The sequence below is a fragment of the Streptomyces sp. NPDC019890 genome, assembly GCF_044903445.1.
Classification (GTDB): domain Bacteria; phylum Actinomycetota; class Actinomycetes; order Streptomycetales; family Streptomycetaceae; genus Streptomyces.
Genome location: NZ_JBJDQK010000006.1, coordinates 94706 through 115981, shown reverse-complemented (window position 1 = coordinate 115981; position 21276 = coordinate 94706). Strand labels below are relative to the sequence as shown.

The following is a 21276-nucleotide window of genomic DNA, read 5'->3' as shown; positions in this document are numbered from 1 at the left end:
CAACTTCCCGCGGGTTGTAGGAACAGGCACGCGAGACTCCGTCGCATGGGAACACCGACGAACGACGGCCCTGGAACCCCGGAGCTCAGCTGGCCCACACCACCTGAGGGTGGTTGGACCGCCGACGACCTGGACCGGCATCCAAATCTGCCCCCACACACGGAGCTGATCGATGCGAATCTCGTCTTCGCGACGCCGCAGACCGTCTTTCATTCCCGCGCGGTTGGCTTCTTCGGGTGACAACTGGAGTCGGCCGCACCTGAGGATCTGGAGATCGTCGTGCGATTCACCATCGACATCGACCGGCAGAACAGGCCGGAGCCGGATGTGGTCGTCGTACACGGAGAGGCCATCGAGGACTCGGACCAGACCCGATTGCCGGCCGAGTTGGTGGTGCTGGCCGTCGAGGTCGTCTCCACCGACACCATGACCCGGGATCGCGAGACCAAGCCGGTGAAGTACGTGCGAGCCAAGATCCCGCACCTCTGGCGGGTGGAGGACAACGAGGGGCAGGCCGTCGTCCATGTCTTCGAGCTGGAGCCGACCACGGGCGCGTACACCAGCACCGGCATCTTCCACGACCGGATGAAGGTCTCCGTCCCCTTCCCCGTCGACCTCGACCTCACCCAGATCAGGCCACGCCGCAACAAGGCCGCCGAAGAGTAGCCGGTCAGTCGCGTGCGAAGGCCCGGCCGCTGTTCGTCACGAAGGTCGCCCACTGGGCTTCGGTGAAGGCGAGTTGGGGGCCCTGGGTGTTCTTGGAGTCGCGGACGTGGACCGTGCCGGGGGTGGCTGCGACCTCGACGCAAGAGTCGCCTTCGCTGCCGTCGCTGTAGCTGCTCTTGAACCAGTACAGCCCCGTGCCATCCGCAACGGAGGGCTTGTCGGTCATGTGTCTCCCCGCACTTTCTCGATGAAGGCCAGTGACTCCCGTGGCGTGAGAGCCTGCGCCCGGATGATCCCGTACCGCAGCTCGAGGATCCGGAGCTGTCTCGGATCGGAGACGAGACGGCTGATGAACTGGCCCTCGTCGTGGCCCATCGCCGAACCGTCCTGGAACTTCAGAACCTGAATCCGGCCATCCATCCCTGCGTGGTCGTCACGGTCGGTCGGCATCACCTGGATCTCGACGTTCCGCAACTGACCTACCTCCAACAGGCGTTCGAGCTGCTTGCGTAGGACCATTCTGCCTCCGATAGGACGTCGGAGGGTCACCTCTTCTTGGACGAATGTGAGCGCGGGAGCTGGCGAACGGTCGAAGATCGACCGCCTGGCCATGCGCGCGGCCACCATCCGCTCCACCTCATCCTGCGAGTACGCGGGCCGCCGCATCTCGAACAACGACCGCGCATACTCCTCCGTCTGCAACAGCCCATGCATGGTGTGGTTGCCGTACGCCCCCAACTCGACCGCCTGAGCCTCCAGCTTCGCCAGGTCGCGGACCTTCTTCGGGTACCGCGCTTCCGCGATGTCCTTCTTCATTGCGGCGATTTTTCCGCCCGCGCCAAGAGCCTCGTCAGCCTTGTCCAGGAACTCCGGCCTGGGGATGCGCTTTCCGCCCTCCACCTTGTAGATCAGGTTCTCGCCGTAACCGATCGCCGCCCCGAACTCGGCCGGCCGCAACCCCGCCGCCTCGCGCCAGAGTTTGAGCTGGTGGCCGAGTGCCGCGACCACCGCCGCCGAGTCGTTCTCCGGATCGACCTCCCAGCCGGGCTCGTCCGTACCGTCACCGCTCGCGCTCATCCGAGCCCACCTCCGGAAGTGTCACGGTGGACAGCTTGTACAGGCCTGGACAGCGCCCTGACAGTCACCGTACGCATCGGCTTCATCACTGTTCAGCGTACGCACGCCCCGCCACGCTGAGTTACGTGAACCCAGAAATCACCCACGCCAGTACCTCGGTCCGCCAGTTCAGCGTGCAGCTCTCCGCCACTTGCAGAGGTGCCCGTCTCGCTCGCCTGCTGGCGACGGAGCAACTCCGCTCCTGGGGGCTGCCGTTCGAGTCGGCGGCCCATGTCGTCGCCGAACTCGCCGCCAACGCCGCGCTGCACGGCCGCGTACCCGGACGGGACTTCCGCCTCGCCCTCGCCGCCGCCGAGGGCACTCTCCGTATCGAGGTGATCGACACCCGCGGTGACCGTCTCCCCGTCGCCCGGCACCCCGGAGACGACGAGTCGGGCCGCGGACTCATCCTCGTCGACGCCTTCGCCGACCGCTGGGGCGTCACCCCGGGCCCCGCGCCCTGCAAAACGGTGTGGGCCGAGTTTGATCTCGCACCCTGACCCGGCCCCACCGGATCGCGGGGCCACACGTCCCGGTCGCCCACCATCCGGTGTGGCACGACATCAAGAGCTTTCAATTCACCGGGGCAAAGACCCTACCCATCCCCTCCAGCCTCCCCATCACTCGCAAGGGTGAAGGTTTCCAACTGGGCTGGATTTGTGACGGGTTGGCGGGCATATGCTCGCCGCAACAACTGCACACATGCGACGGCCCCCGGCCGGGACGCACAATCCCGATCGAGGGCCTGACCACCGAGGAAGTAGGAGCTTCCCGATGGATAGGCAGAACCCTAGCGCGCCCGCGCGCGCTTCGTCCCCCGTTCCCGGGGCCATTGACACGACCGTGTCCCGGTCTGGCGTCGTCCACGTCAACACCCGGCACACCAGCCGATACACCGTCATCGGCAACCACCTCGCCCAGCACCGTGAGCTCAGCCTCACCGCTATCGGACTCGCCGTCCACATCCAGTCAGTGCCCGCCGGTGCCCGCGTCGACATCAAGACCCTCACTGCCCGCTTCCCCGAGGGCGAGGTCCGGATCGCCTCGGCATTACGGGAACTTGAGGCATTCGGCTACCTGGAGCGCACCCGGAAACGGCTCCCCAGCGGCCAGATCGTCACGCACACCGTGTCGTACAACCAGCCCGGGGCGAGCCCTGCTTCGACACCACAGGCCCCGGTCACGGAGAGCGCCCCCGAAGACGTACCTCCGGCGCCCGCGCCTCGGCCCGTACCGCCTCCGGCCCCCGAAGCCGGAGACCCCCAAGCCGTCGAAGACCACCGTCCCGCCGCCGCCCTCCTCGTGGAGCTCCGGCGTGACGAGCCCCGGCTGCTGCTCTCGGAGCGGGATGTACACCGTCTCGCCCCGGCCGTCACCACCTGGCTGGAACGCGGGGCCGCCCCCGAGGCCGTACGCCGCACCCTGACCGCGAGCCTTCCACCGGACCTGCGCCATCCGGCAGCCCTGCTCGCCCACCGTCTCGCAGAACTTCTGCCTCCGCCTCTGCCCGCAGGGCGGCCTGGGCCCGTGCCGCTGCAGAACTGCGAGTCCTGCGACCGTGCCTTCCGCTCCACCGAGCCGGGCCGGTGCCGTGGCTGCGCGACAACCGGCGCGCTCCTGGCGGCATGAAAAAGCGCTCGCCGTGGCGTCGTCGACGACACCACGGCGAGCGCAAAAGCGGTCAGCGCACGAACACGCTCGCCTGGCTCGCCAGATTCAGGAAGTACTGCGGCGCCACACCCAGCACAAGCGTCACCGCCACACCCACCCCGATCGTCGTCATCGTCAGCGGCGACGGCACGGCGACCGTCGGGCCGCCCTCCTTCGGCTCGCTGAAGAACATCAGCACGATCACCCGGATGTAGAAGAACGCCGCGATCGCCGACGAGATCACACCGACCACGACCAGCGCACCCGCGCCGCCCTCCGCCGCCGCCTTGAAGACCGCGAACTTCCCGGCGAAGCCCGAGGTCAGCGGAATACCGGCGAAGGCCAGCAGGAAGACCGCGAAGACCGCCGCCACCAGTGGTGAACGGCGCCCTAGCCCCGCCCACTTGGACAGGTGCGTCGCCTCGCCGCCCGCGTCCCGTACCAGCGTGACCACCGCGAACGCGCCGATCGTCACGAAGGAGTACGCGGCCAGATAGAACAGGACGGAGGAGACGCCGTCGGGCGTCGTCGCGATGACACCGGCCAGGATGAAGCCCGCGTGCGCGATCGAGGAGTACGCGAGCAGCCGCTTGATGTCGGTCTGGGTGATCGCGACGATCGCACCGCCCAGCATGGTGACGATCGCGACCGCCCACAAGACCGGCCGCCAGTCCCAGCGCAGCCCCGGCAGCACCACGTACAGCAGCCGCAGCAGCGCGCCGAACGCGGCGACCTTCGTCGCCGCCGCCATGAAGCCGGTGACCGGCGTCGGCGCGCCCTGGTAGACGTCCGGGGTCCACATGTGGAACGGCACCGCGCCGACCTTGAAGAGCAGCCCCACCAGGATCATCGCCCCGCCGATCAGCAGCAGCGCGTCGTTCCCCATGGTGTCGGCGAGCGCCGGGTCGATGGTCCGCACGCTGCCGTCGACGACGTCCGCGATCCTCGCGTACGAGACGGAGCCCGCGTACCCGTACAGCAGCGCGATGCCGAAGAGCAGGAACGCCGACGAGAACGCGCCGAGCAGGAAGTACTTCACCGCGGCCTCCTGCGACATCAGCCGCTTGCGGCGGGCGACGGCGCACAGCAGGTAGAGCGGGAGCGAGAAGACTTCCAGCGCGATGAACAGCGTCAGCAGATCGTTGGCGGCCGGGAAAACCAGCATGCCGGTGATCGCGAAGAGCACCAGCGGGAAGACCTCGGTGGTGGTGAACCCGGCCTTGACCGCGGCCTTTTCGCTTTCGCCGCCCGGCACGGACGCGGCCTGAGCGGCGAACGAGTCGATGCGGTTGCCGTGTGCCGCGGGGTCGAGGCGGCGCTCGGCGAAGGTGAAGACGGCGACCAGCGAGGCCAGCAGGATGGTGCCTTGCAGGAAGAGCGCCGGGCCGTCGACCGCGATGGCGCCCATCGCCGCGATACGCGCCTTGGTGCTGCCGTATCCGCCGGCCGCGAGGGCGACCACGGCGGCGAAGGCGGCGGTCAGCGCGACCACGGTCAGGAACACCTGCGCGTAGTAACGGGCCCTGCGCGGGACGAATGCCTCCACCAGCACACCCACGACGGCCGCGCCCACGACGATCAGCGCGGGAGCCAGCTGCGCGTACTCGATGGTCGGGGCAGGGATCTTGTCGATCGGCTCGGCGGCCGTTGTCCACAGGCTGTGGACAATCATTGCGCTCACTTGGCCGCCTCCACTTCAGGCTGGGGATCCTTCTGATGTACGTCGGACAGCGTGTGCTCGACCGCCGGGTTCACGATGTCCGTCAGCGGCTTCGGGAAGACGCCGAGGAAGAGCAGCAGCGCGATCAGCGGTGCGACCACCACCAGCTCACGAGCCCTGAGGTCCGGCATCTTCGCCACCTCGGGCTTCACCGGGCCCGTCATCGTCCGCTGGTAGAGGACGAGGGTGTAGAGCGCGGCGAGCACAATGCCGAAGGTCGCGACGATCCCGGCCACCGGATAGCGCGTGAACGTGCCGACCAGGACCAGGAATTCACTGACGAAGGGCGCGAGGCCCGGCAGCGAGAGCGTGGCCAGACCGCCGACCAGGAAGGTGCCGGCGAGCACCGGCGCCACCTTCTGCACCCCGCCGTAGTCCGCGATGAGCCGCGAGCCGCGCCGGGAGATCAGGAACCCGGCCACCAGCATCAGCGCGGCGGTCGAGAGTCCGTGGTTGACCATGTAGAGCGTCGCGCCCGACTGCCCCTGGGAGGTCATCGCGAAGATGCCCAGGATGATGAAGCCGAAGTGCGAGATCGATGCGTATGCGACCAGCCGCTTGATGTCGCGCTGGCCGACGGCGAGCAGCGCGCCGTAGACGATGCTGATCAGCGCCAGTACGAGAATGACCGGCGTCGCCCACTTCGAGGCATCCGGGAAGAGCTGGAGGCAGAAGCGCAGCATCGCGAAGGTGCCGACCTTGTCGACGACCGCGGTGATCAGCACGGCGACCGGGGCGGTCGCCTCACCCATGGCGTTGGGCAGCCAGGTGTGCAGCGGCCACAGCGGCGCCTTGATCGCGAAGGCGAAGAAGAAGCCGAGGAACAGCAGCCGTTCGGTGCTGGTCGCCACGTCGAGCGAGCCGGACGCGCGCGCGTCGGCGATCTCGGTGAGCGAGAAGCTGCCCGCGACGACATAGAGCCCGATGACCGCGGCCAGCATGATCAGACCGCCGACCAGGTTGTAGAGCAGGAACTTCACTGCCGCGTACGAGCGTTGGGCCGCGGCGTTCTCGTCGCTGCCCGCGTGGGCCCGGTCTCCGAAGCCGCCGATGAGGAAGTACATCGGGATGAGCATGGCTTCGAAGAGGATGTAGAAGAGGAAAACGTCGGTGGCCTCGAAGGAGAGGATCACCATCGCCTCGACGGAGAGGATCAGGGCGAAGAAGCCCTGAGTCGGCCGCCAGCGCGAGGACTTCGTCTCCAGGGGGTCGGCGTCGTGCCAGCCCGCGAGGATCACAAAGGGGATCAGCAGGGCGGTCAGCGCCAGCAGCGCCACCCCGATGCCGTCCACGCCCAGTTCGTACCGGACACCGAAGTCCTTGATCCAGGCGTGCGACTCGGTCAGCTGATACCGGGGGCCGCCGGGCTCGAACCGTACGAGCGCGACCGCGGCCAGCACCAGCGTGCCGAGCGAGACCAGCAGCGCCAGCCACTTGGCCGCGGTACGCCGCGCGGCCGGGACGGCGGCGGTGGCAATGGCACCGATCGCCGGGAGCGCCGCCGTGGCCGTAAGCAGAGGGAACGACATGGCAGTTACACCGCCCTCATCAGCAGGGTCACGGCGATCAGCACTGCCGTACCTCCGAACATCGAGACCGCATAGGTGCGGGCATAGCCGTTCTGCAGCTTGCGCAGCCGGCCCGAGAGCCCGCCGAACGAGGCAGCCGTGCCGTTGACCACACCGTCGACCAAGGTGTGGTCGACATAGACCAGGGAGCGGGTGAGGTGCTCGCCGCCGCGCACCAGGACGACGTGGTTGAAGTCGTCCTGGAGGAGATCGCGGCGGGCGGCCCGGGTGAGCAGCGAGCCGCGCGGAGCGAGGACCGGCACCGGCCGGCGCCCGTACATCGCCCAGGCGATCGCGACGCCGATGACCAGACACACCATCGTGGCTCCGGTGACCGTCGCCACGCTGAGCGGGGAGTCCCCGTGCGCGTGCCCGGTGACGGGCTCCAGCCAGTGCAGGAACCGGTCGCCGATGCTGAAGAACGCTCCGGCGAAGACCGACCCGAAGGCGAGGACGATCATGGGGATCGTCATCGACCTGGGCGACTCGTGCGGATGCGGCAGCTCACCGGGGTGCACCTCGATGCCGGGCTCGATGCCGGGTGTCTTGTCCGGGTCGGGGGCGGGCTGCCAGCGCTTCTCGCCGAAGAAGGTCAGCAGCATCACGCGCGTCATGTAGAACGCGGTGATCGCGGCGCCCAGCAGGGCCGTGCCGCCGAGGATCCAGCCCTCGGTGCCGCCCTTGGCGAAGGCCGCCTCGATGATCTTGTCCTTGGAGAAGAAGCCGGACAGACCCGGGAAGCCGATGATCGCCAGATAGCCGAGCCCGAAGGTGACAAAGGTGATCGGCATGTACTTCCGCAGGCCGCCGTACTTACGCATGTCGACCTCGTCGTTCATGCCGTGCATGACCGAACCGGCGCCGAGGAACAGCCCGGCCTTGAAGAAGCCGTGCGTCACCAGGTGCATGATCGCCCAGACATAGCCGATCGGACCGAGGCCCGCCGCGAGCACCATGTAGCCGATCTGCGACATCGTCGAACCGGCCAGCGCCTTCTTGATGTCGTCCTTCGCACAACCGACGATCGCACCGAAGATCAGCGTGACCGCGCCGACCACCGTGACCGCCAACTGCGCGTCCGGGGCCGCGTTGAAGATCGCCCCGGAGCGGGTGATGAGGTACACGCCGGCAGTCACCATGGTCGCCGCGTGGATCAGGGCCGAGACCGGGGTCGGGCCCTCCATCGCGTCCCCGAGCCAGGACTGCAGCGGCACCTGGGCCGACTTGCCGCAGGCGGCCAGCAGCAGCATCAGCCCGATGGCCGTCAGCCTGCCCTCGCTCGTCTCGCCCGTCGACGCCAGGACCGGCCCGAAGGCGAAGGTCCCGAAGGTGGTGAACATCAGCATGATCGCGATCGACAGGCCCATGTCGCCGACGCGGTTGACCAGGAATGCCTTCTTCGCCGCCGTCGCCGCACTGGGCTTGTGCTGCCAGAAGCCGATCAGCAGGTACGAGGCGAGGCCGACGCCCTCCCAGCCGACGTACAGCAGCAGGTAGTTGTCGGCGAGGACCAGCAGGAGCATCGCCGCGAGAAAGAGGTTCAGATAACCGAAGAAGCGGCGGCGCCGCTCGTCGTGCTCCATGTACCCGATGGAGTAGATGTGGATCAGCGAGCCCACACCGGTGATCAGCAGCACGAAGGTCATCGACAGCTGGTCGAGCTGGAAGCCGACGTCAGCCTGGAAGTCCCCGACGGAAATCCAGCTGAACAGCGTGCTGTGCAGGGTGCGATCCTCCGCGCCCTTGCCCAGCATGTTCACGAACAGCACCGCACCGATGACGAAGGACGCGGCCGCGAGCAGCGTGCCGATCCAGTGGCCGGTGCGGTCGAGCCGCCGGCCGCCGCACAGCAGGACCGCCGCTCCGAGCAGAGGCGCCGCGACAAGCAGCGCAATCAGGTTCTCCACGATTCAGCGACCCCTTACAGCTTCATCAGGCTGGCGTCGTCGACCGAGGCCGAGTGGCGGGTGCGGAAAATAGACACGATGATCGCGAGCCCGACCACGACCTCGGCGGCGGCGACGACCATCGTGAAGAAGGCGATGATCTGGCCGTCGAGATTGCCGTGCATCCGGGAGAACGCGACGAACGCGAGATTGCAGGCGTTCAGCATCAGTTCGACGCACATGAAGACCACGATCGCGTTCCGCCGGATGAGCACCCCGGCCGCGCCGATGGTGAACAACAGGGCTGCGAGATAGAGGTAGTTGACCGGATTCACCGTGTTGCCTCCTCGTCGTCCCGGTCCCGCTCTTCGTCCCGGTCCCGTCCGAGCAGCCGCTCCTCCGCGCGCTGCTCCAGCGCCTTGAGGTCGTTCAGTGCCTCGCTCGGCACCTCGCGGACCTGTCCGCGATCCCGAAGCGTCTTGCTGACGGTGAGCTGGGACGGCGTGCCGTCGGGCAGCAACCCGGCCATGTCCACGGCGTTGTGCCGGGCAAAGACGCCGGGCGCGGGAAGCGGAGTCGGCAGGCGCCAGCCATAGGCGGCCAGCGACGGGTGCTCGGGCTCGGGAGCGGTTGCCGCCCGTACGCGCAGCTCGGCCAGCTCGCGCTGGGTCTTGGCGCGCTCGGTGCGCTCCCGGTGGGTGAGCACCATCGCACCGACGGCCGCCGTGATCAGCAGCGCGCCGGTGATCTCGAAGGCGAAGACGTACTTGGTGAAGATCAGCTGGGCCAGGCCCTCGACGTTTCCGCCATGCGCGCTGTTGGCCGCGCCGAGGCCGTTGAAGTGCTTCAGCGAGGCGTTGCCGATGCCGGCGATCAGCAGCACACCGAAGCCGAGACCACAGCCCGCGGCGAGCCAGCGCTGGCCCTTCAGCGTCTCCTTGAGCGAGTCGGCGGCGGTGACACCGACCAGCATGACGACGAAGAGGAACAGCATCATGATGGCGCCGGTGTAGACGATGATCTGGACGACGCCGAGGAAGTACGCACCGTTGGCGAGGTAGAAGACCGCGAGGACGATCATGGTCCCGGCGAGAGCGAGCGCGCTGTGCACGGCCCGCTTCATCAGGATCGTGCCGAGTGCTCCCAGCACCGCGACAATGCCGAGCACCCAGAACTGAACGGCTTCGCCGGTCGAAGTGACAGTGGCCGCCAGGGTGTTCATGCGTCCACCTCCTCGCCCTTCTCACCCTTGGAGGCGGCGACCTGCTGGACCGTGCCGGGCGCGGCCTCGGTGACCAGGCCCCGGTAGTAGTCCTGCTCGTCCATCCCCGGGTAGATCGCGTGGGGCGAGTCGACCATGTCCTCTTCCAGGCCCGCGAGGAGCTGTTCCTTCGTGTAGATCAGGTTCTCGCGGGAGCTGTCGGCCAGTTCGAACTCGTTCGTCATCGTCAGCGCCCGCGTCGGACAGGCCTCGATGCACAGCCCGCACAGAATGCAGCGGGCGTAGTTGATCTGGTAGACCCGGCCGTACCTCTCGCCCGGGGAGTACCGCTCCTCCTCGGTGTTGTCCGCGCCCTCCACATAGATGGCGTCTGCCGGACAGGCCCATGCGCACAGCTCGCACCCGACGCACTTCTCGAGCCCGTCCGGATGCCGGTTGAGCTGGTGCCGGCCGTGGAAGCGCGGCGCCGTGACCTTCTGCTGCTCCGGGTACTGCTCGGTCAGCCGCTTCTTGAACATGGCCTTGAAGGTCACGCCGAAGCCGGCAACCGGATTCTGGAACTTGCTCTCGGATCCCTCAGACATCGTCAGCCTCCTTTCCGTTACTCGGGCCGTCACTCGTAGTGTCCGGGCCGCCACTGACAATCAACGCGCGCTCGTGGCGCGGTCGTCGGCGCGGCACGGGCGGCAGGGTCTGTCCGGGCAGCGGCGGTACGGGGAATCCGCCCGCCATCGGGTCGAAGGCGGCGGGCTCCGGCTCGGCGGCCTCGGCTTCCTTCTCCTTCTTGCCGCGGAAGATGTCGGCCACGAAGGAGAGCAGCAGCAGCGCGATCACGGCGCCGCCGACGTACAGCACGATCTGCTGGAAGTCGTAGTTCTCGTTCCGCAGCGCCCGTACGGTCGCCACCAGCATCAGCCAGACCACCGATACCGGGATCAGTACCTTCCAGCCGAGCTTCATCAACTGGTCGTAGCGGACGCGGGGCAGCGTGCCGCGCAGCCAGATGAAGAAGAACAGCAGCAGCTGGACCTTGATGACGAACCAGAGCATCGGCCACCAGCCGTGGTTCGCGCCCTCCCAGAAGCTGGAGACGGGATACGGGGCGCGCCAGCCGCCGAGGAACAGGGTGACCGAGACCGCGGAGACGGTGACCATGTTGACGTACTCGGCCAGCATGAACATCGCGAACTTGATGGAGCTGTACTCGGTGTTGAAGCCGCCGACGAGGTCGCCCTCGGACTCCGGCATGTCGAAGGGTGCGCGGTTGGTCTCGCCCACCATCGTGATGACGTAGATGATGAAGGAGACCGGCAGCAGGATGATGTACCAGCGGTCCGCCTGCGCCTCGACGATCGCCGAGGTCGACATCGACCCGGAGTAGAGGAAGACGGAGGCGAAGGCGGCGCCCATCGCGATCTCGTAGGAGATCATCTGCGCGCAGGAGCGGAGTCCGCCGAGCAGGGGGTACGTCGATCCGGACGACCAGCCGGCGAGCACGATGCCGTAGATCCCGATCGAGGCGACGGCGAGGATGTAGAGCATCGCGATCGGCAGGTCGGTGAGCTGCATGCTGGTGCGTTGGCCGAAGATCGAGACCTCGTTGCCGGCCGGTCCGAAGGGGATCACGGCGATCGCCATGAAGGCGGGGATGGCGGCGACGATCGGCGCGAGGACATAGACGACCTTGTCCGCGCGCTTGACGATCAGGTCTTCCTTGAGCATCAGCTTGATGCCGTCGGCGAGGGACTGGAGCATGCCCCAGGGGCCGTGCCGGTTGGGGCCGATGCGCAGCTGCATCCAGGCGACGACCTTGCGCTCCCAGACGATGGAGAAGAGCACGGTGATCATCAGGAAGGCGAAGCAGAACACGGCCTTGATGACAACGAGCCACCAGGGGTCGCGCCCGAACATCGAGAGATCCTCGGCGGCGAAGACGCTCCGCTGGGCCTCGGCGATATGAGCGAGGGTGGTCACGCTCGCACCTCCGTTGCGGGGAGGGCCGGGCCCGGGGCCGGCCGGGATACCGCCGCGCGGCGGTCGGTGAAGGCGGTCACGACTGAACCTCCGCGTCCGTGGCGGTCTGGGACGCCGCCGGGCCGATGCGGACCAGCTGTCCGGGGGCGACGCCGGTGTCCGAGGTGACGCCGCCGCCGACGGAGTTCAGCGGCAGCCACACCACCCGGTCCGGCATCTCGGAGACCTGGAGCGGGAGTTCGACCGAGCCCGCCGGTCCCGTGACGGCCAGGGCGTCGCCGTCCTTCACTCCGGTCTCCGCCGCCGTCGCCGCGGAGAGCCTGGCGACCGCGGCATGGCGAGTGCCCGCCAGTGCCTCGTCGCCCCGCTGGAGCAGGCCCAGGTCGAGCAGCAGCCGGTGGCCGGCCAGGACCGCCTCGCCCTCGCCCGGGCGGGGCAGCGGCTGCGCCGGCTCCAGCGGCTCGCTCGCCCGCGGGCCGTCCCAGGTACCCAGCCGGTCCATCTCCCTGCGGACGGAGGGGAGGTCCGGCAGCCCGAAGCTGACGTCGAGCGCGTCCGCGAGCATGTGCAGCACCCGCGCATCGGTCGGCGCCACGGTGCGTGTCATCTGCTGGGGCCTCAGTGCGGCCTCGAACGGCCGCGCCCTGCCCTCCCAGTTGAGGAACGTGCCCGGCTTCTCGGCGACCGCCGCGACCGGGAAGACCACGTCCGCCCGCTCGGTGACCGCGCTCGGCCGCAGCTCCAGGGAGACCAGGAAGCCCACCGCGTCGAGTGCTTCACGCGCGCGTGCCGGGTCGGGAAGGTCCGCGACCTCGACGCCCGCCACCAACAGCGCGCCCAGCTCGCCGGTCGCCGCGGCCTCGACGATCTGGCCGGTGTCGCGGCCGTAGTGGTGCGGGAGTTCGCGTACGCGCCAGGCCGCCGCCGTCTCCTCGCGGGCCCGCGGGTCGGTGGCCGGGCGGCCGCCGGGCAGCAGCGAGGGGATCGCGCCCGCCTCGATCGCACCGCGTTCGCCGGCCCTGCGCGGGATCCACACCAGCTGCGCGCCGGTCGCGGTCGCGGCCCGCACGGCGGCGGTGAGCCCGCCGGGCACGCCCGCGAGCCGCTCGCCGACGACGATCACCGCACCCTCGGCGCGCAACGCCTCGGCCGCCTTGGTGCCGTCGCCTTCCAGACCGGTGCCGGCCGCCAGCGCGTCCAGCCACTGGGTCTCGGTGCCGGGCGCGGCGGGCAGCAGCGTGCCGCCCGCCTTCGCAAGGCCACGGGTGGCGTGCGTGGCCAGCGCGAAAGTGCGCTGCCCGTGCTTGCGGTTGGCCTTGCGCAGCCGCAGGAAGACGCCGGGCGCCTCCTCCTCCGACTCGAACCCGGCGAGCAGCACCGCCGGGGCGTTCTCCAGCAAGGTGTAGGTGACGCCCTTGCCGTCGAGGTCACGCCCGCTGCCCGCCACCCTGGCGGCCAGGAAGTCGGCCTCCTCTGAGGAGTGCACACGCGCGCGGAAGTCGACGTCGTTGGTGTCGAGGGCGACCCGGGCGAACTTGGCGTACGCGTACGAGTCCTCGACGGTGAGCCGGCCGCCCACCAGGACTCCGGCCCGGCCGCGGGCGGCGCGCAGCCCGTGGGCCGCCGCCTCCAGCGCCTCGGGCCAGCTCGCCGGTTCGAGGACGCCTTCGGAGTTGCGTACGAGCGGAGTGGTCAGCCGGTCGGGCTGCTGCGCGTAACGGAAGCCGAAGCGCCCCTTGTCGCAGATCCACTCCTCGTTGACCTCGGGGTCGTTGGACGCGAGCCGCCGCATGACCTTGCCGCGCCGGTGGTCGGTGCGGGTCGCGCAGCCGCCGGAGCAGTGCTCGCACACGCTGTGCGACGAGACCAGGTCGAAGGGGCGGGCGCGGAATCGGTACGCCGCCGAGGTCAGCGCGCCCACCGGGCAGATCTGGATGGTGTTGCCGGAGAAGTACGACTCGAAGGGGTCGCCCTCGCCGGTGCCGACCTGCTGCAGCGCACCCCGCTCGACCAGCTCGATCATCGGGTCGCCCGCGATCTGGTTGGAGAAGCGGGTGCAGCGCGCGCACAGCACGCACCGCTCACGGTCGAGCAGCACCTGTGTGGAGATCGGCACGGGCTTCTCGTAGGTGCGCTTCTGGCCGTCGAAGCGGGTGTCGACGTCGCCGTGGGACATCGCCTGGTTCTGCAGCGGGCACTCGCCGCCCTTGTCGCAGACCGGACAGTCCAGCGGGTGGTTGATCAGCAGCAGTTCCATCACGCCCTTCTGCGCCTTCTCGGCGACGGGCGAGGTGAGCTGCGACTTGACGACCATGCCGTCGGTGCAGGTGATGGTGCAGGAGGCCATCGGCTTGCGCTGGCCCTCGACCTCGACGATGCACTGCCGGCAGGCGCCGGCCGGGTCGAGGAGGGGGTGGTCGCAAAAGCGCGGGATCTCGATGCCGAGCAGCTCGGCGGCCCGGATGACCAGGGTGCCCTTGGGCACGCTGATCTCGATGCCGTCGATGGTCAGCGAGACGAGATCCTCCGGCGGTACGGCCGCGCCTGCGCCTCCGGCGGGGGAAGGCGTGGTGACGGTCATGACTGCACCTCCGGGCGATGCGTGTCGAAGTGGGGTGCGGGGCCCGAGGAGCGGCCTGCGGCGAAGCCGCGGCCCGGGCTCGGCGCATGCGCCACCGTCATGCGTTCACCTCCAGGTGCTTGTCGGCCCAGGCGGTCGACCGTGCGGGGTCGAAGGGACAGCCGTTGCCGGTCATGTGCTGCTCGTACTCCTCGCGGAAGTACTTGAGCGAGGAGAAGATCGGGGACGCGGCTCCGTCGCCCAGCGCGCAGAACGACTTGCCGTTGATGTTGTCGGCGATGTCGTTCAGCTTGTCGAGGTCGGACATGACGCCCCGGCCGGCCTCGATGTCACGCAGCAACTGCACCAGCCAGTACGTGCCTTCGCGGCAGGGCGTGCACTTGCCGCAGGACTCGTGGGCGTAGAACTCGGTCCACCGAGTGACGGCCCGCACCACACAGGTCGTCTCGTCGAAGCACTGCAGCGCCTTGGTGCCGAGCATCGAACCGGCCGCGCCCACGCCCTCGTAGTCCAGCGGGACGTCGAGGTGCTCGTCGGTGAACATCGGGGTCGAAGAGCCGCCCGGCGTCCAGAACTTGAGCCGGTGCCCGGCGCGCATACCGCCGCTCATGTCGAGCAGCTGGCGCAGCGTGATGCCGAGCGGGGCCTCGTACTGGCCGGGGTTGGTGACATGGCCGCTGAGCGAGTAGAGCGTGAAGCCCGGGGACTTCTCGCTGCCCATCGACTTGAACCAGTCCTTGCCGCGATTGAGGATCGCGGGAACCGAGGCGATGGACTCGACGTTGTTCACCACAGTGGGGCACGCGTAGAGACCGGCGACCGCGGGGAAGGGGGGACGCAGCCGGGGCTGACCGCGACGTCCCTCCAGTGAGTCCAGCAGCGCGGTCTCCTCACCGCAGATGTACGCGCCCGCGCCCGCGTGCACGGTGAGCTCGAGGTCGAGTCCGCTGCCGAGAATGTTCTTGCCGAGGAAGCCCGCTTCGTACGCCTCACGCACTGCTTCATGCAGCCGCCGCAGTACGGGGACGACTTCACCGCGCAGATAGATGAACGCGTGCTTGGACCGGATCGCATAGCAGGCGATCACGATCCCCTCGATCAGGGAATGCGGGTTGGCGAACAGGAGCGGGATGTCCTTGCACGTCCCGGGCTCCGACTCGTCGGCGTTGACCACCAGATAGTGCGGCTTTCCATCTCCCTGCGGAATGAACTGCCACTTCATTCCGGTGGGGAAGCCCGCGCCGCCGCGGCCGCGCAGACCGGAGTCCTTGACGTAGGCGATGAGGTCGTCCGGCGACATGGCGAGCGCCTTGCGCAGCCCCTCGTACCCCTGGTGCCGCCGGTAGGTGTCCAGCGTCCAGGACTCTTCCTCGTCCCAGAAGGCCGACAGAACGGGCGCGAGAAGCTTCTCGGGACTCGTCTCTCCCCCGGCGTCCGGCCCGGAGGTGCCCCCGTATTCGGTGGACAAGGTCATCACTCCCCCTCCTCGGCTGCGGGTCCGGCCGGGTGGTCCGGGTCGGAGTCCGATGTCTGCTGCGGTGCGTCGTGCGAACTGAGGTGCTCGGAGCCGGGTTGCGGCGCGTCCTGACGCGTCTCGCTGCGGGGGGAGACGATCCGGGCCGCCGAGGTCTCGCCCTTGGCCAGGCGCAGACCGATCAGCGAGGCGGGGCCCGCGCCGCCGCTCGCCTCGACCGCGCCCGGACGCTCGTCGGGGAAGCCCGCGAGCATCCGCGCGGTCTCCTTGTACGTACACAGGGGGGCGCCGCGGGTCGGCTCGACCTGGCGTCCCGCGCGCAGGTCGTCGACGAGCTGCCGCGCGGACTCGGGCGTCTGGTTGTCGAAGAACTCCCAGTTGACCATCACCACGGGGGCGAAGTCGCAGGCCGCGTTGCACTCGATGTGTTCGAGGGTGACCTTGCCGTCCTCGGTCGTCTCGTTGTTGCCGACGCCGAGGTGCTCCTTGAGCTCCTCGAAGATCGCGTCGCCGCCCATCACCGCGCACAGCGTGTTGGTGCAGACGCCGACCTGGTAGTCGCCGGAGGGCTTGCGCCGGTACATCGAGTAGAAGGTGGACACCGCGGTGACCTCGGCGGTGGTCAGCTCCAGCATCTCGGCGCAGAACCGGACCCCGGTGCGGGTCACATACCCCTCCTCCGCCTGCACGAGGTGCAGCAGCGGCAGCAGGGCGGACCGGCTGTCCGGGTAGCGGGAGATGATCTCCTTCGCGTCCGCTTCCAGCCTGGCGCGCACATCGGCCGGGTACTCGGGGGCGGGGAGCTGCGGCATCCCCAGCTGCACCTCTTGATTCGGCGACTTGGCCGTCATCGGTCGACGCCTCCCATCACGGGGTCGATGGACGCGACGGCGACGATGACGTCGGCGACCTGGCCGCCCTCGCACATCGCCGCCATGGCCTGCAGATTGGTGAACGACGGATCGCGGAAGTGGACCCGGTAGGGGCGGGTGCCGCCGTCGCTGACGACATGGACACCCAGCTCGCCCTTGGGCGACTCGACCGCCGCGTACGCCTGCCCGGCCGGGACCCGGAAGCCCTCGGTCACCAGCTTGAAGTGGTGGATCAGGGCCTCCATGGAGGTGCCCATGATCTTCTTGATGTGGTCGAGCGAGTTGCCGAGCCCGTCCGGGCCGAGCGCGAGCTGCGCGGGCCAGGCGATCTTCTTGTCGGCGACCATGACCGGTCCCGGCTCGAGGCGGTCCAGGCACTGCTCGACGATGCGCAGCGACTGCCGCATCTCTTCCAGGCGGATGAGGAAGCGACCGTAGGCGTCGCAGGTGTCGGCGGTCGGGACGTCGAAGTCGTACGTCTCGTAGCCGCAGTAGGGGTCGGTCTTGCGCAGATCGTGGGGCAGGCCCGCGGAGCGCAGGATCGGCCCGGTCGCGCCCAGTGCCATGCAGCCGGCCAGATCGAGATGGCCGACGTCCTGCATACGGGCCTTGAAGATGGGGTTGCCGGTGGCGAGCTTGTCGTACTCCGGCAGGTTCTTGGTCATCTTCTTGACGAACTCGCGCACCGCGTCGACCGCGCCCGGGGGCAGATCCTGGGCGAGTCCGCCGGGCCGGATGAACGCGTGGTTCATCCGCAGGCCGGTGATCAGCTCATAGAGGTCCAGGATCATTTCGCGGTCCCGGAACCCGTAGATCATGATCGTGGTGGCGCCGAGCTCCATGCCGCCGGTGGCGATGGCCACCAGATGCGACGAGAGCCGGTTGAGCTCCATCAGCATGACGCGGACGATGCTCGCCCGGTCCGGGATCTGGTCGGTGATGCCGAGCAGCTTCTCCACGCCCAGGCAGTACGCCGTCTCGTTGTAGAACGAGGTGAGGTAATCCATGCGCGTGACGAAGGTGGTGCCCTGCGTCCAGGTCCGGTACTCGAGGTTCTTCTCGATGCCGGTGTGCAGATAGCCGATGCCGCAGCGGGCCTCGGTGACGGTCTCGCCGTCGATCTCCAGGATCAGCCGGAGCACGCCGTGCGTGGAGGGGTGCTGCGGGCCCATGTTGACGACGATCCGCTCGTCGTCGGCCTTGGCCGCGGTCCGGACGACCTCGTCCCAGTCGCCGCCGGTGACCGTGTACACGGTCCCCTCGGTGGTCTCGCGTGCGCTTGCAGATGGGGTGGTCACGAGTACGACCTCCGCTGGTCCGGAGCCGGGATCTGGGCGCCCTTGTACTCGACGGCGATGCCGCCGAGCGGATAGTCCTTGCGCTGCGGGAAGCCCTGCCAGTCGTCCGGCATCATGATCCGGGTGAGGGCGGGGTGGCCGTCGAAGACGAGCCCGAAGAAGTCGTACGTCTCGCGTTCGTGCCAGTCGTTGGTCGGATAGACCGTGACCAGGGACGGGACGTGCGGGTCGCTGTCCGGGGCGGAGACTTCGAGACGGATCAGCCGCCGGTGAGTGAGCGAGCGCAGGTGGTAGACGGCGTGCAGCTCACGGCCCTTGTCCTCCAGGTAGTGCACTCCGGAAACGCCGGTACAGAGCTCGAAGCGGAGCGCCGGGTCGTCGCGCAGGGTGCGGGCCACCTGGAGGAGGTGCTCGCGGGCGATGTGGAAGGTGAGCTCGCCGCGGTCGACGACCGTCTTCTCGATGGCGTTCTCGGGGACGAGTCCCTGTTCTTCCAGCGCGCCCTCGAGCTCGTCGGCCACCTCGTCGAAATACCCACCGTAGGGGCGGGTGGCCGGGCCCGGCAGACGTACGGAGCGCACAAGCCCTCCGTAGCCGGACGTATCCCCTCCGTTGGCGGCACCGAACATGCCGCGCTGGACGCGGATCTCCTCGCCGCCCTCACCGCGCTGCCCCGGCAGGTTCTGCTCGCTGAGTTCCTTCTCGGGGTTCGGCTGGTCCGTCATCGCAGCAACCCCTTCATCTCGATGGTGGGGAGCGCCTTCAGGGCCGCTTCCTCCGCCTCGCGGGCCGCTTCCTCCGCGTTCACGCCGAGCTTGGAGGTCTGGATCTTGTGGTGGAGCTTGAGAATCGCGTCGATCAGCATCTCCGGACGCGGCGGGCAGCCTGGCAAATAGATATCGACGGGCACAATGTGATCAACGCCCTGCACAATCGCGTAATTGTTGAACATTCCACCCGATGAGGCGCAAACGCCCATGGAAATGACCCACTTGGGGTTGGGCATCTGGTCGTAGACCTGCCGCAGGACGGGCGCCATCTTCTGGCTCACCCGGCCGGCGACGATCATCAGGTCGGCCTGGCGCGGCGAGCCGCGGAAGACCTCCATGCCGAAGCGGGCCAGGTCGTAACGGCCGGCGCCGGTCGTCATCATTTCGATGGCGCAGCAGGCCAGACCGAAGGTCGCCGGGAAGACGGATGACTTGCGCACCCAGCCCGCGGCCTGTTCGACGGTGGTCAGCAGGAAACCGCTCGGCAGCTTCTCTTCGATTCCCATTGGTGCCCCTCAGCCCCTCAGTCCCATTCCAGGCCGCCGCGCCGCCATACATACGCGTAGGCAACGAAGACGGTGAGCACGAAGAGCAGCATCTCCACGAGCCCGAAAAGCCCCAGGGCGTCGAAGGTGACCGCCCAGGGGTAGAGGAAGACGATCTCGATGTCGAAGACGATGAAGAGCATCGCCGTCAGGTAGTACTTGATGGGAAAGCGGCCGCCTCCGGCGGGCGTCGGAGTCGGCTCAATGCCGCACTCGTACGCCTCCAGTTTCGCCCTGTTGTACCGCTTTGGGCCGATAAGCGTGGCCATGACCACGGAGAAGATCGCAAACCCTGCCCCGAGGGCGCCGAGCACAAGGATGGGCGCGTAAGCATTCACCCTCCTCGCTCCTTCCAGTCGTCCTTGACCGTTGGACCGCACCGGGCATTCCGCCTCGCCGCCTCGCGAAGATCGTGCTCATGTGAGGCAGTTCACAAGCCCGACTGCTCCGCATCCTATGCCTGCCGGTCTGTGATCTGCGACACGGGGTACGACAACGCCTTTGTGATCTCCACCACCCGGCGAACGATCATGAAGTCGGATGAGCGGTGATCTTCATACGCGAAGCGCCTGAGTAATCACCAGACGTGACATCTGGACCTGTTACCGCTGGTCGGAGGGCCGGTGCTCTATCAAGGAGTGGCCCGCACAGGCAAATTGGAGATGGACCGCAACGGGTGATAGTGGACGCCGCGTCACCCGGTCGGGTTGCAGGGGCAGATGAAGGTGGACGCGTGCCTGCATTCACGAACTCTCGAGCGGCCGGACGTTCACCTTTCTGTGACCTGTGCCACTCGCTCCGAGCTGCGATAAAAGCGGGCTTGGCCAACGGAGTGAAGGGATGGTAAGTGCCAGGCAATTCGGACCTTTTACGGAAAGCCCTTGATCACGGCCGTGATCAGGCGTGCCCGATTTGCCCGTTACGGCGTCAATAAGGGCCGGAGCAGAGCGGATTCAGAGGTTCCGGTAGCAACTGTGGCGCAACACACGTTTCTTGAAGGGAACCGCGCGCCCCTGATAGCGGTTGTACTCATGTCCCACACCGCTCACATACCCAGCCACCGGAAGCCCCGCCGCAGCAGCTCGAAGCTGGCGCTGCGAGCCGGAGTTGCCGGTGGCGTCCTCAGCACCATCGCGGTGGCCGCCGCCACGGGGTCGGCGAACGCCGAGCCGGTGACCGAGACCATTGAGATGCCCACGCTCACCTCCGACCTCTCGGCCGCCGTCGCGCAGTCCGCCGAGGCCACGCAGCAGGTCGCCCTCGACCTCGAGCTGCAGGCCCGGGAGGACGCCGCGGCCGCCAAGGCCGCGAAGACCGCCAAGGTGGCCAAGGCCGAGGCGGACCGCAAGGCAGAGGCCAAGAAGAAGGCCGAGGCGAAGAAGCGCGCCGAGGCCGAGGCCACGGAGCGCGCCTCCCGCTCCTCCGAGCGCACCACGCTCTCCGCCCCCACCTCGAACGCCACGGGCTCCGCAGCGACCGTTGTCGCCTTCCTCAAGGCGCAGCTCGGCGACGCCTACGTCATGGGCGGCACCGGACCCAACTCGTGGGACTGCTCCGGCCTCGTCCAGGCCGCGTTCAAGACGGTCGGCGTCGACCTGCCGCGTGTCTCGGAGGACCAGTCGGTGGCCGGCACCCAGGTGGGCACCAGCAACCTCAAGGTCGGCGACATCCTCTACTGGGGCGGCGCCGGCAGCGCGTACCACGTCGGTGTCTACATCGGCGACGGCAAGTACCTCGACGCGGCCAACCCCGGCAAGGGCGTCGTCATCCAGGACCTGTCGGGCTACCCGGCGAGCGGTGCGGTCCGCGTTCTCTGACCGCCCCACGCCCTGACGGGCACGTTTGAAGGCCATACTTCGAAGGGCCGCGGCTCCCCCGCTCGGGGGTGGAGCCGCGGCCCTTCGTCGCATCGCCGCAAGGCCGGTCACGCCCAC

General features: G+C 68.3%; 19 protein-coding genes and 1 pseudogene. 4 read left to right on the top strand and 16 right to left on the bottom strand.

The window, feature by feature from the left end:
- The first annotated feature begins 45 nt into the window (after window positions 1-45).
- Window positions 46-666 (top strand): annotated as a pseudogene (locus ACI2LP_RS18090) (Uma2 family endonuclease).
- A 4-nt stretch (window positions 667-670) separates the two neighbouring features.
- Here the strand turns inward: ACI2LP_RS18090 and ACI2LP_RS18085 are convergent.
- Window positions 671-892, bottom strand: a complete 222-nt coding sequence (locus ACI2LP_RS18085) for a DUF397 domain-containing protein (protein ID WP_404725503.1) — start codon at window positions 890-892, stop codon at window positions 671-673.
- Window positions 889-1743 (bottom strand): helix-turn-helix domain-containing protein, encoded by an 855-nt coding sequence (locus ACI2LP_RS18080; protein ID WP_404725502.1) that lies wholly within the window; start codon window positions 1741-1743, stop codon window positions 889-891. Before ACI2LP_RS18080 ends, ACI2LP_RS18085 begins: the two co-directional genes overlap by 4 nt.
- Window positions 1744-1868: 125 nt before the next feature.
- Between ACI2LP_RS18080 and ACI2LP_RS18075 the strand changes: the two genes are divergently transcribed.
- Both ACI2LP_RS18075 and ACI2LP_RS18070 read left to right on the top strand, forming a co-directional pair.
- Window positions 1869-2282 carry an ATP-binding protein gene (locus ACI2LP_RS18075; RefSeq protein WP_404725501.1) on the top strand — a complete coding sequence of 138 codons (414 nt, stop codon included), beginning with the start codon at window positions 1869-1871 and terminating at the stop codon, window positions 2280-2282.
- Window positions 2283-2556: 274 nt separating this feature from the next.
- Window positions 2557-3411, top strand: coding sequence for a helix-turn-helix domain-containing protein (locus tag ACI2LP_RS18070; protein WP_404725500.1), 855 nt, complete (start codon window positions 2557-2559; stop codon window positions 3409-3411).
- A gap of 52 nt (window positions 3412-3463) precedes the next feature.
- Here ACI2LP_RS18070 and nuoN read toward each other — a convergent pair whose 3' ends face one another.
- The 14 genes from nuoN to ACI2LP_RS18000 form a co-directional block, all read right to left on the bottom strand.
- Complete coding sequence (nuoN, locus tag ACI2LP_RS18065) at window positions 3464-5113, bottom strand: NADH-quinone oxidoreductase subunit NuoN (RefSeq protein ID WP_404725499.1); 1650 nt, start codon at window positions 5111-5113, stop codon at window positions 3464-3466.
- Entirely contained in the window at window positions 5110-6681 is a 1572-nt protein-coding gene (locus ACI2LP_RS18060) for an NADH-quinone oxidoreductase subunit M (protein WP_404725498.1), read from the bottom strand. The genes nuoN and ACI2LP_RS18060 overlap by 4 nt, the downstream gene beginning before the upstream one ends.
- Before the next feature lie 5 nt (window positions 6682-6686).
- Window positions 6687-8627, bottom strand: a complete 1941-nt coding sequence (nuoL, locus tag ACI2LP_RS18055) for an NADH-quinone oxidoreductase subunit L (protein WP_404725497.1) — start codon at window positions 8625-8627, stop codon at window positions 6687-6689.
- 14 nt (window positions 8628-8641) lie between these two features.
- The gene (gene nuoK, locus ACI2LP_RS18050) at window positions 8642-8941 is read right to left on the bottom strand and encodes an NADH-quinone oxidoreductase subunit NuoK (protein ID WP_404725496.1); all 300 of its coding nucleotides are present in this window, start codon (window positions 8939-8941) and stop codon (window positions 8642-8644) included.
- Window positions 8938-9828, bottom strand: a complete 891-nt coding sequence (locus ACI2LP_RS18045; protein WP_404725495.1) for an NADH-quinone oxidoreductase subunit J — start codon at window positions 9826-9828, stop codon at window positions 8938-8940. Before ACI2LP_RS18045 ends, nuoK begins: the two co-directional genes overlap by 4 nt.
- Complete coding sequence (gene nuoI, locus ACI2LP_RS18040; protein ID WP_404725494.1) at window positions 9825-10412, bottom strand: NADH-quinone oxidoreductase subunit NuoI; 588 nt, start codon at window positions 10410-10412, stop codon at window positions 9825-9827. Before nuoI ends, ACI2LP_RS18045 begins: the two co-directional genes overlap by 4 nt.
- Window positions 10405-11739 carry an NADH-quinone oxidoreductase subunit NuoH gene (nuoH, locus tag ACI2LP_RS18035; protein ID WP_404725804.1) on the bottom strand — a complete coding sequence of 445 codons (1335 nt, stop codon included), beginning with the start codon at window positions 11737-11739 and terminating at the stop codon, window positions 10405-10407. The genes nuoI and nuoH overlap by 8 nt, the downstream gene beginning before the upstream one ends.
- A 139-nt stretch (window positions 11740-11878) precedes the next feature.
- Window positions 11879-14383 (bottom strand): NADH-quinone oxidoreductase subunit G, encoded by a 2505-nt coding sequence (locus tag ACI2LP_RS18030; RefSeq protein WP_404725493.1) that lies wholly within the window; start codon window positions 14381-14383, stop codon window positions 11879-11881.
- Between the two features lie 97 nt (window positions 14384-14480).
- Entirely contained in the window at window positions 14481-15857 is a 1377-nt protein-coding gene (nuoF, locus tag ACI2LP_RS18025) for an NADH-quinone oxidoreductase subunit NuoF (RefSeq protein ID WP_404725492.1), read from the bottom strand.
- Complete coding sequence (gene nuoE / locus ACI2LP_RS18020) at window positions 15857-16669, bottom strand: NADH-quinone oxidoreductase subunit NuoE (RefSeq protein ID WP_404725803.1); 813 nt, start codon at window positions 16667-16669, stop codon at window positions 15857-15859. Before nuoE ends, nuoF begins: the two co-directional genes overlap by 1 nt.
- 35 nt (window positions 16670-16704) lie before the next feature.
- Window positions 16705-18027, bottom strand: a complete 1323-nt coding sequence (locus tag ACI2LP_RS18015; RefSeq protein ID WP_360874263.1) for an NADH-quinone oxidoreductase subunit D — start codon at window positions 18025-18027, stop codon at window positions 16705-16707.
- Window positions 18024-18752 (bottom strand): NADH-quinone oxidoreductase subunit C, encoded by a 729-nt coding sequence (locus tag ACI2LP_RS18010; RefSeq protein ID WP_404725491.1) that lies wholly within the window; start codon window positions 18750-18752, stop codon window positions 18024-18026. Before ACI2LP_RS18010 ends, ACI2LP_RS18015 begins: the two co-directional genes overlap by 4 nt.
- Window positions 18749-19303, bottom strand: a complete 555-nt coding sequence (locus ACI2LP_RS18005; protein ID WP_327325411.1) for an NADH-quinone oxidoreductase subunit B family protein — start codon at window positions 19301-19303, stop codon at window positions 18749-18751. The genes ACI2LP_RS18010 and ACI2LP_RS18005 overlap by 4 nt, the downstream gene beginning before the upstream one ends.
- A 17-nt stretch (window positions 19304-19320) precedes the next feature.
- A complete protein-coding gene (locus ACI2LP_RS18000) occupies window positions 19321-19680 on the bottom strand; it encodes an NADH-quinone oxidoreductase subunit A (RefSeq protein ID WP_030494815.1) in 360 nt (119 codons plus the stop codon).
- 693 nt (window positions 19681-20373) lie between these two features.
- On the opposite strand from ACI2LP_RS18000, the gene ACI2LP_RS17995 reads away from it, so the two are divergent.
- A complete protein-coding gene (locus tag ACI2LP_RS17995) occupies window positions 20374-21159 on the top strand; it encodes a C40 family peptidase (protein WP_404725490.1) in 786 nt (261 codons plus the stop codon).
- Window positions 21160-21276 lie beyond the last annotated feature (117 nt).

What these genes read in the sequence shown, in the direction of transcription:
- ACI2LP_RS18085 (WP_404725503.1), bottom strand. Translation starts at nt 892, where the DNA reads ATGACCGACAAGCCCTCCGTTGCGGATGGCACGGGGCTGTACTGGTTC.
- ACI2LP_RS18080 (WP_404725502.1), bottom strand. Translation starts at nt 1,743, where the DNA reads ATGAGCGCGAGCGGTGACGGTACGGACGAGCCCGGCTGGGAGGTCGAT.
- ACI2LP_RS18070 (WP_404725500.1), top strand. Translation starts at nt 2,557, where the DNA reads ATGGATAGGCAGAACCCTAGCGCGCCCGCGCGCGCTTCGTCCCCCGTT.
- ACI2LP_RS18060 (WP_404725498.1), bottom strand. Translation starts at nt 6,681, where the DNA reads ATGTCGTTCCCTCTGCTTACGGCCACGGCGGCGCTCCCGGCGATCGGT.
- ACI2LP_RS18045 (WP_404725495.1), bottom strand. Translation starts at nt 9,828, where the DNA reads ATGAACACCCTGGCGGCCACTGTCACTTCGACCGGCGAAGCCGTTCAG.
- nuoI (WP_404725494.1), bottom strand. Translation starts at nt 10,412, where the DNA reads ATGTCTGAGGGATCCGAGAGCAAGTTCCAGAATCCGGTTGCCGGCTTC.
- nuoH (WP_404725804.1), bottom strand. Translation starts at nt 11,739, where the DNA reads ATGTTCGGGCGCGACCCCTGGTGGCTCGTTGTCATCAAGGCCGTGTTC.
- ACI2LP_RS18030 (WP_404725493.1), bottom strand. Translation starts at nt 14,383, where the DNA reads ATGACCGTCACCACGCCTTCCCCCGCCGGAGGCGCAGGCGCGGCCGTA.
- nuoF (WP_404725492.1), bottom strand. Translation starts at nt 15,857, where the DNA reads ATGACCTTGTCCACCGAATACGGGGGCACCTCCGGGCCGGACGCCGGG.
- nuoE (WP_404725803.1), bottom strand. Translation starts at nt 16,669, where the DNA reads ATGCCGCAGCTCCCCGCCCCCGAGTACCCGGCCGATGTGCGCGCCAGG.
- ACI2LP_RS18010 (WP_404725491.1), bottom strand. Translation starts at nt 18,752, where the DNA reads ATGACGGACCAGCCGAACCCCGAGAAGGAACTCAGCGAGCAGAACCTG.
- ACI2LP_RS18005 (WP_327325411.1), bottom strand. Translation starts at nt 19,303, where the DNA reads ATGGGAATCGAAGAGAAGCTGCCGAGCGGTTTCCTGCTGACCACCGTC.
- ACI2LP_RS17995 (WP_404725490.1), top strand. Translation starts at nt 20,374, where the DNA reads ATGTCCCACACCGCTCACATACCCAGCCACCGGAAGCCCCGCCGCAGC.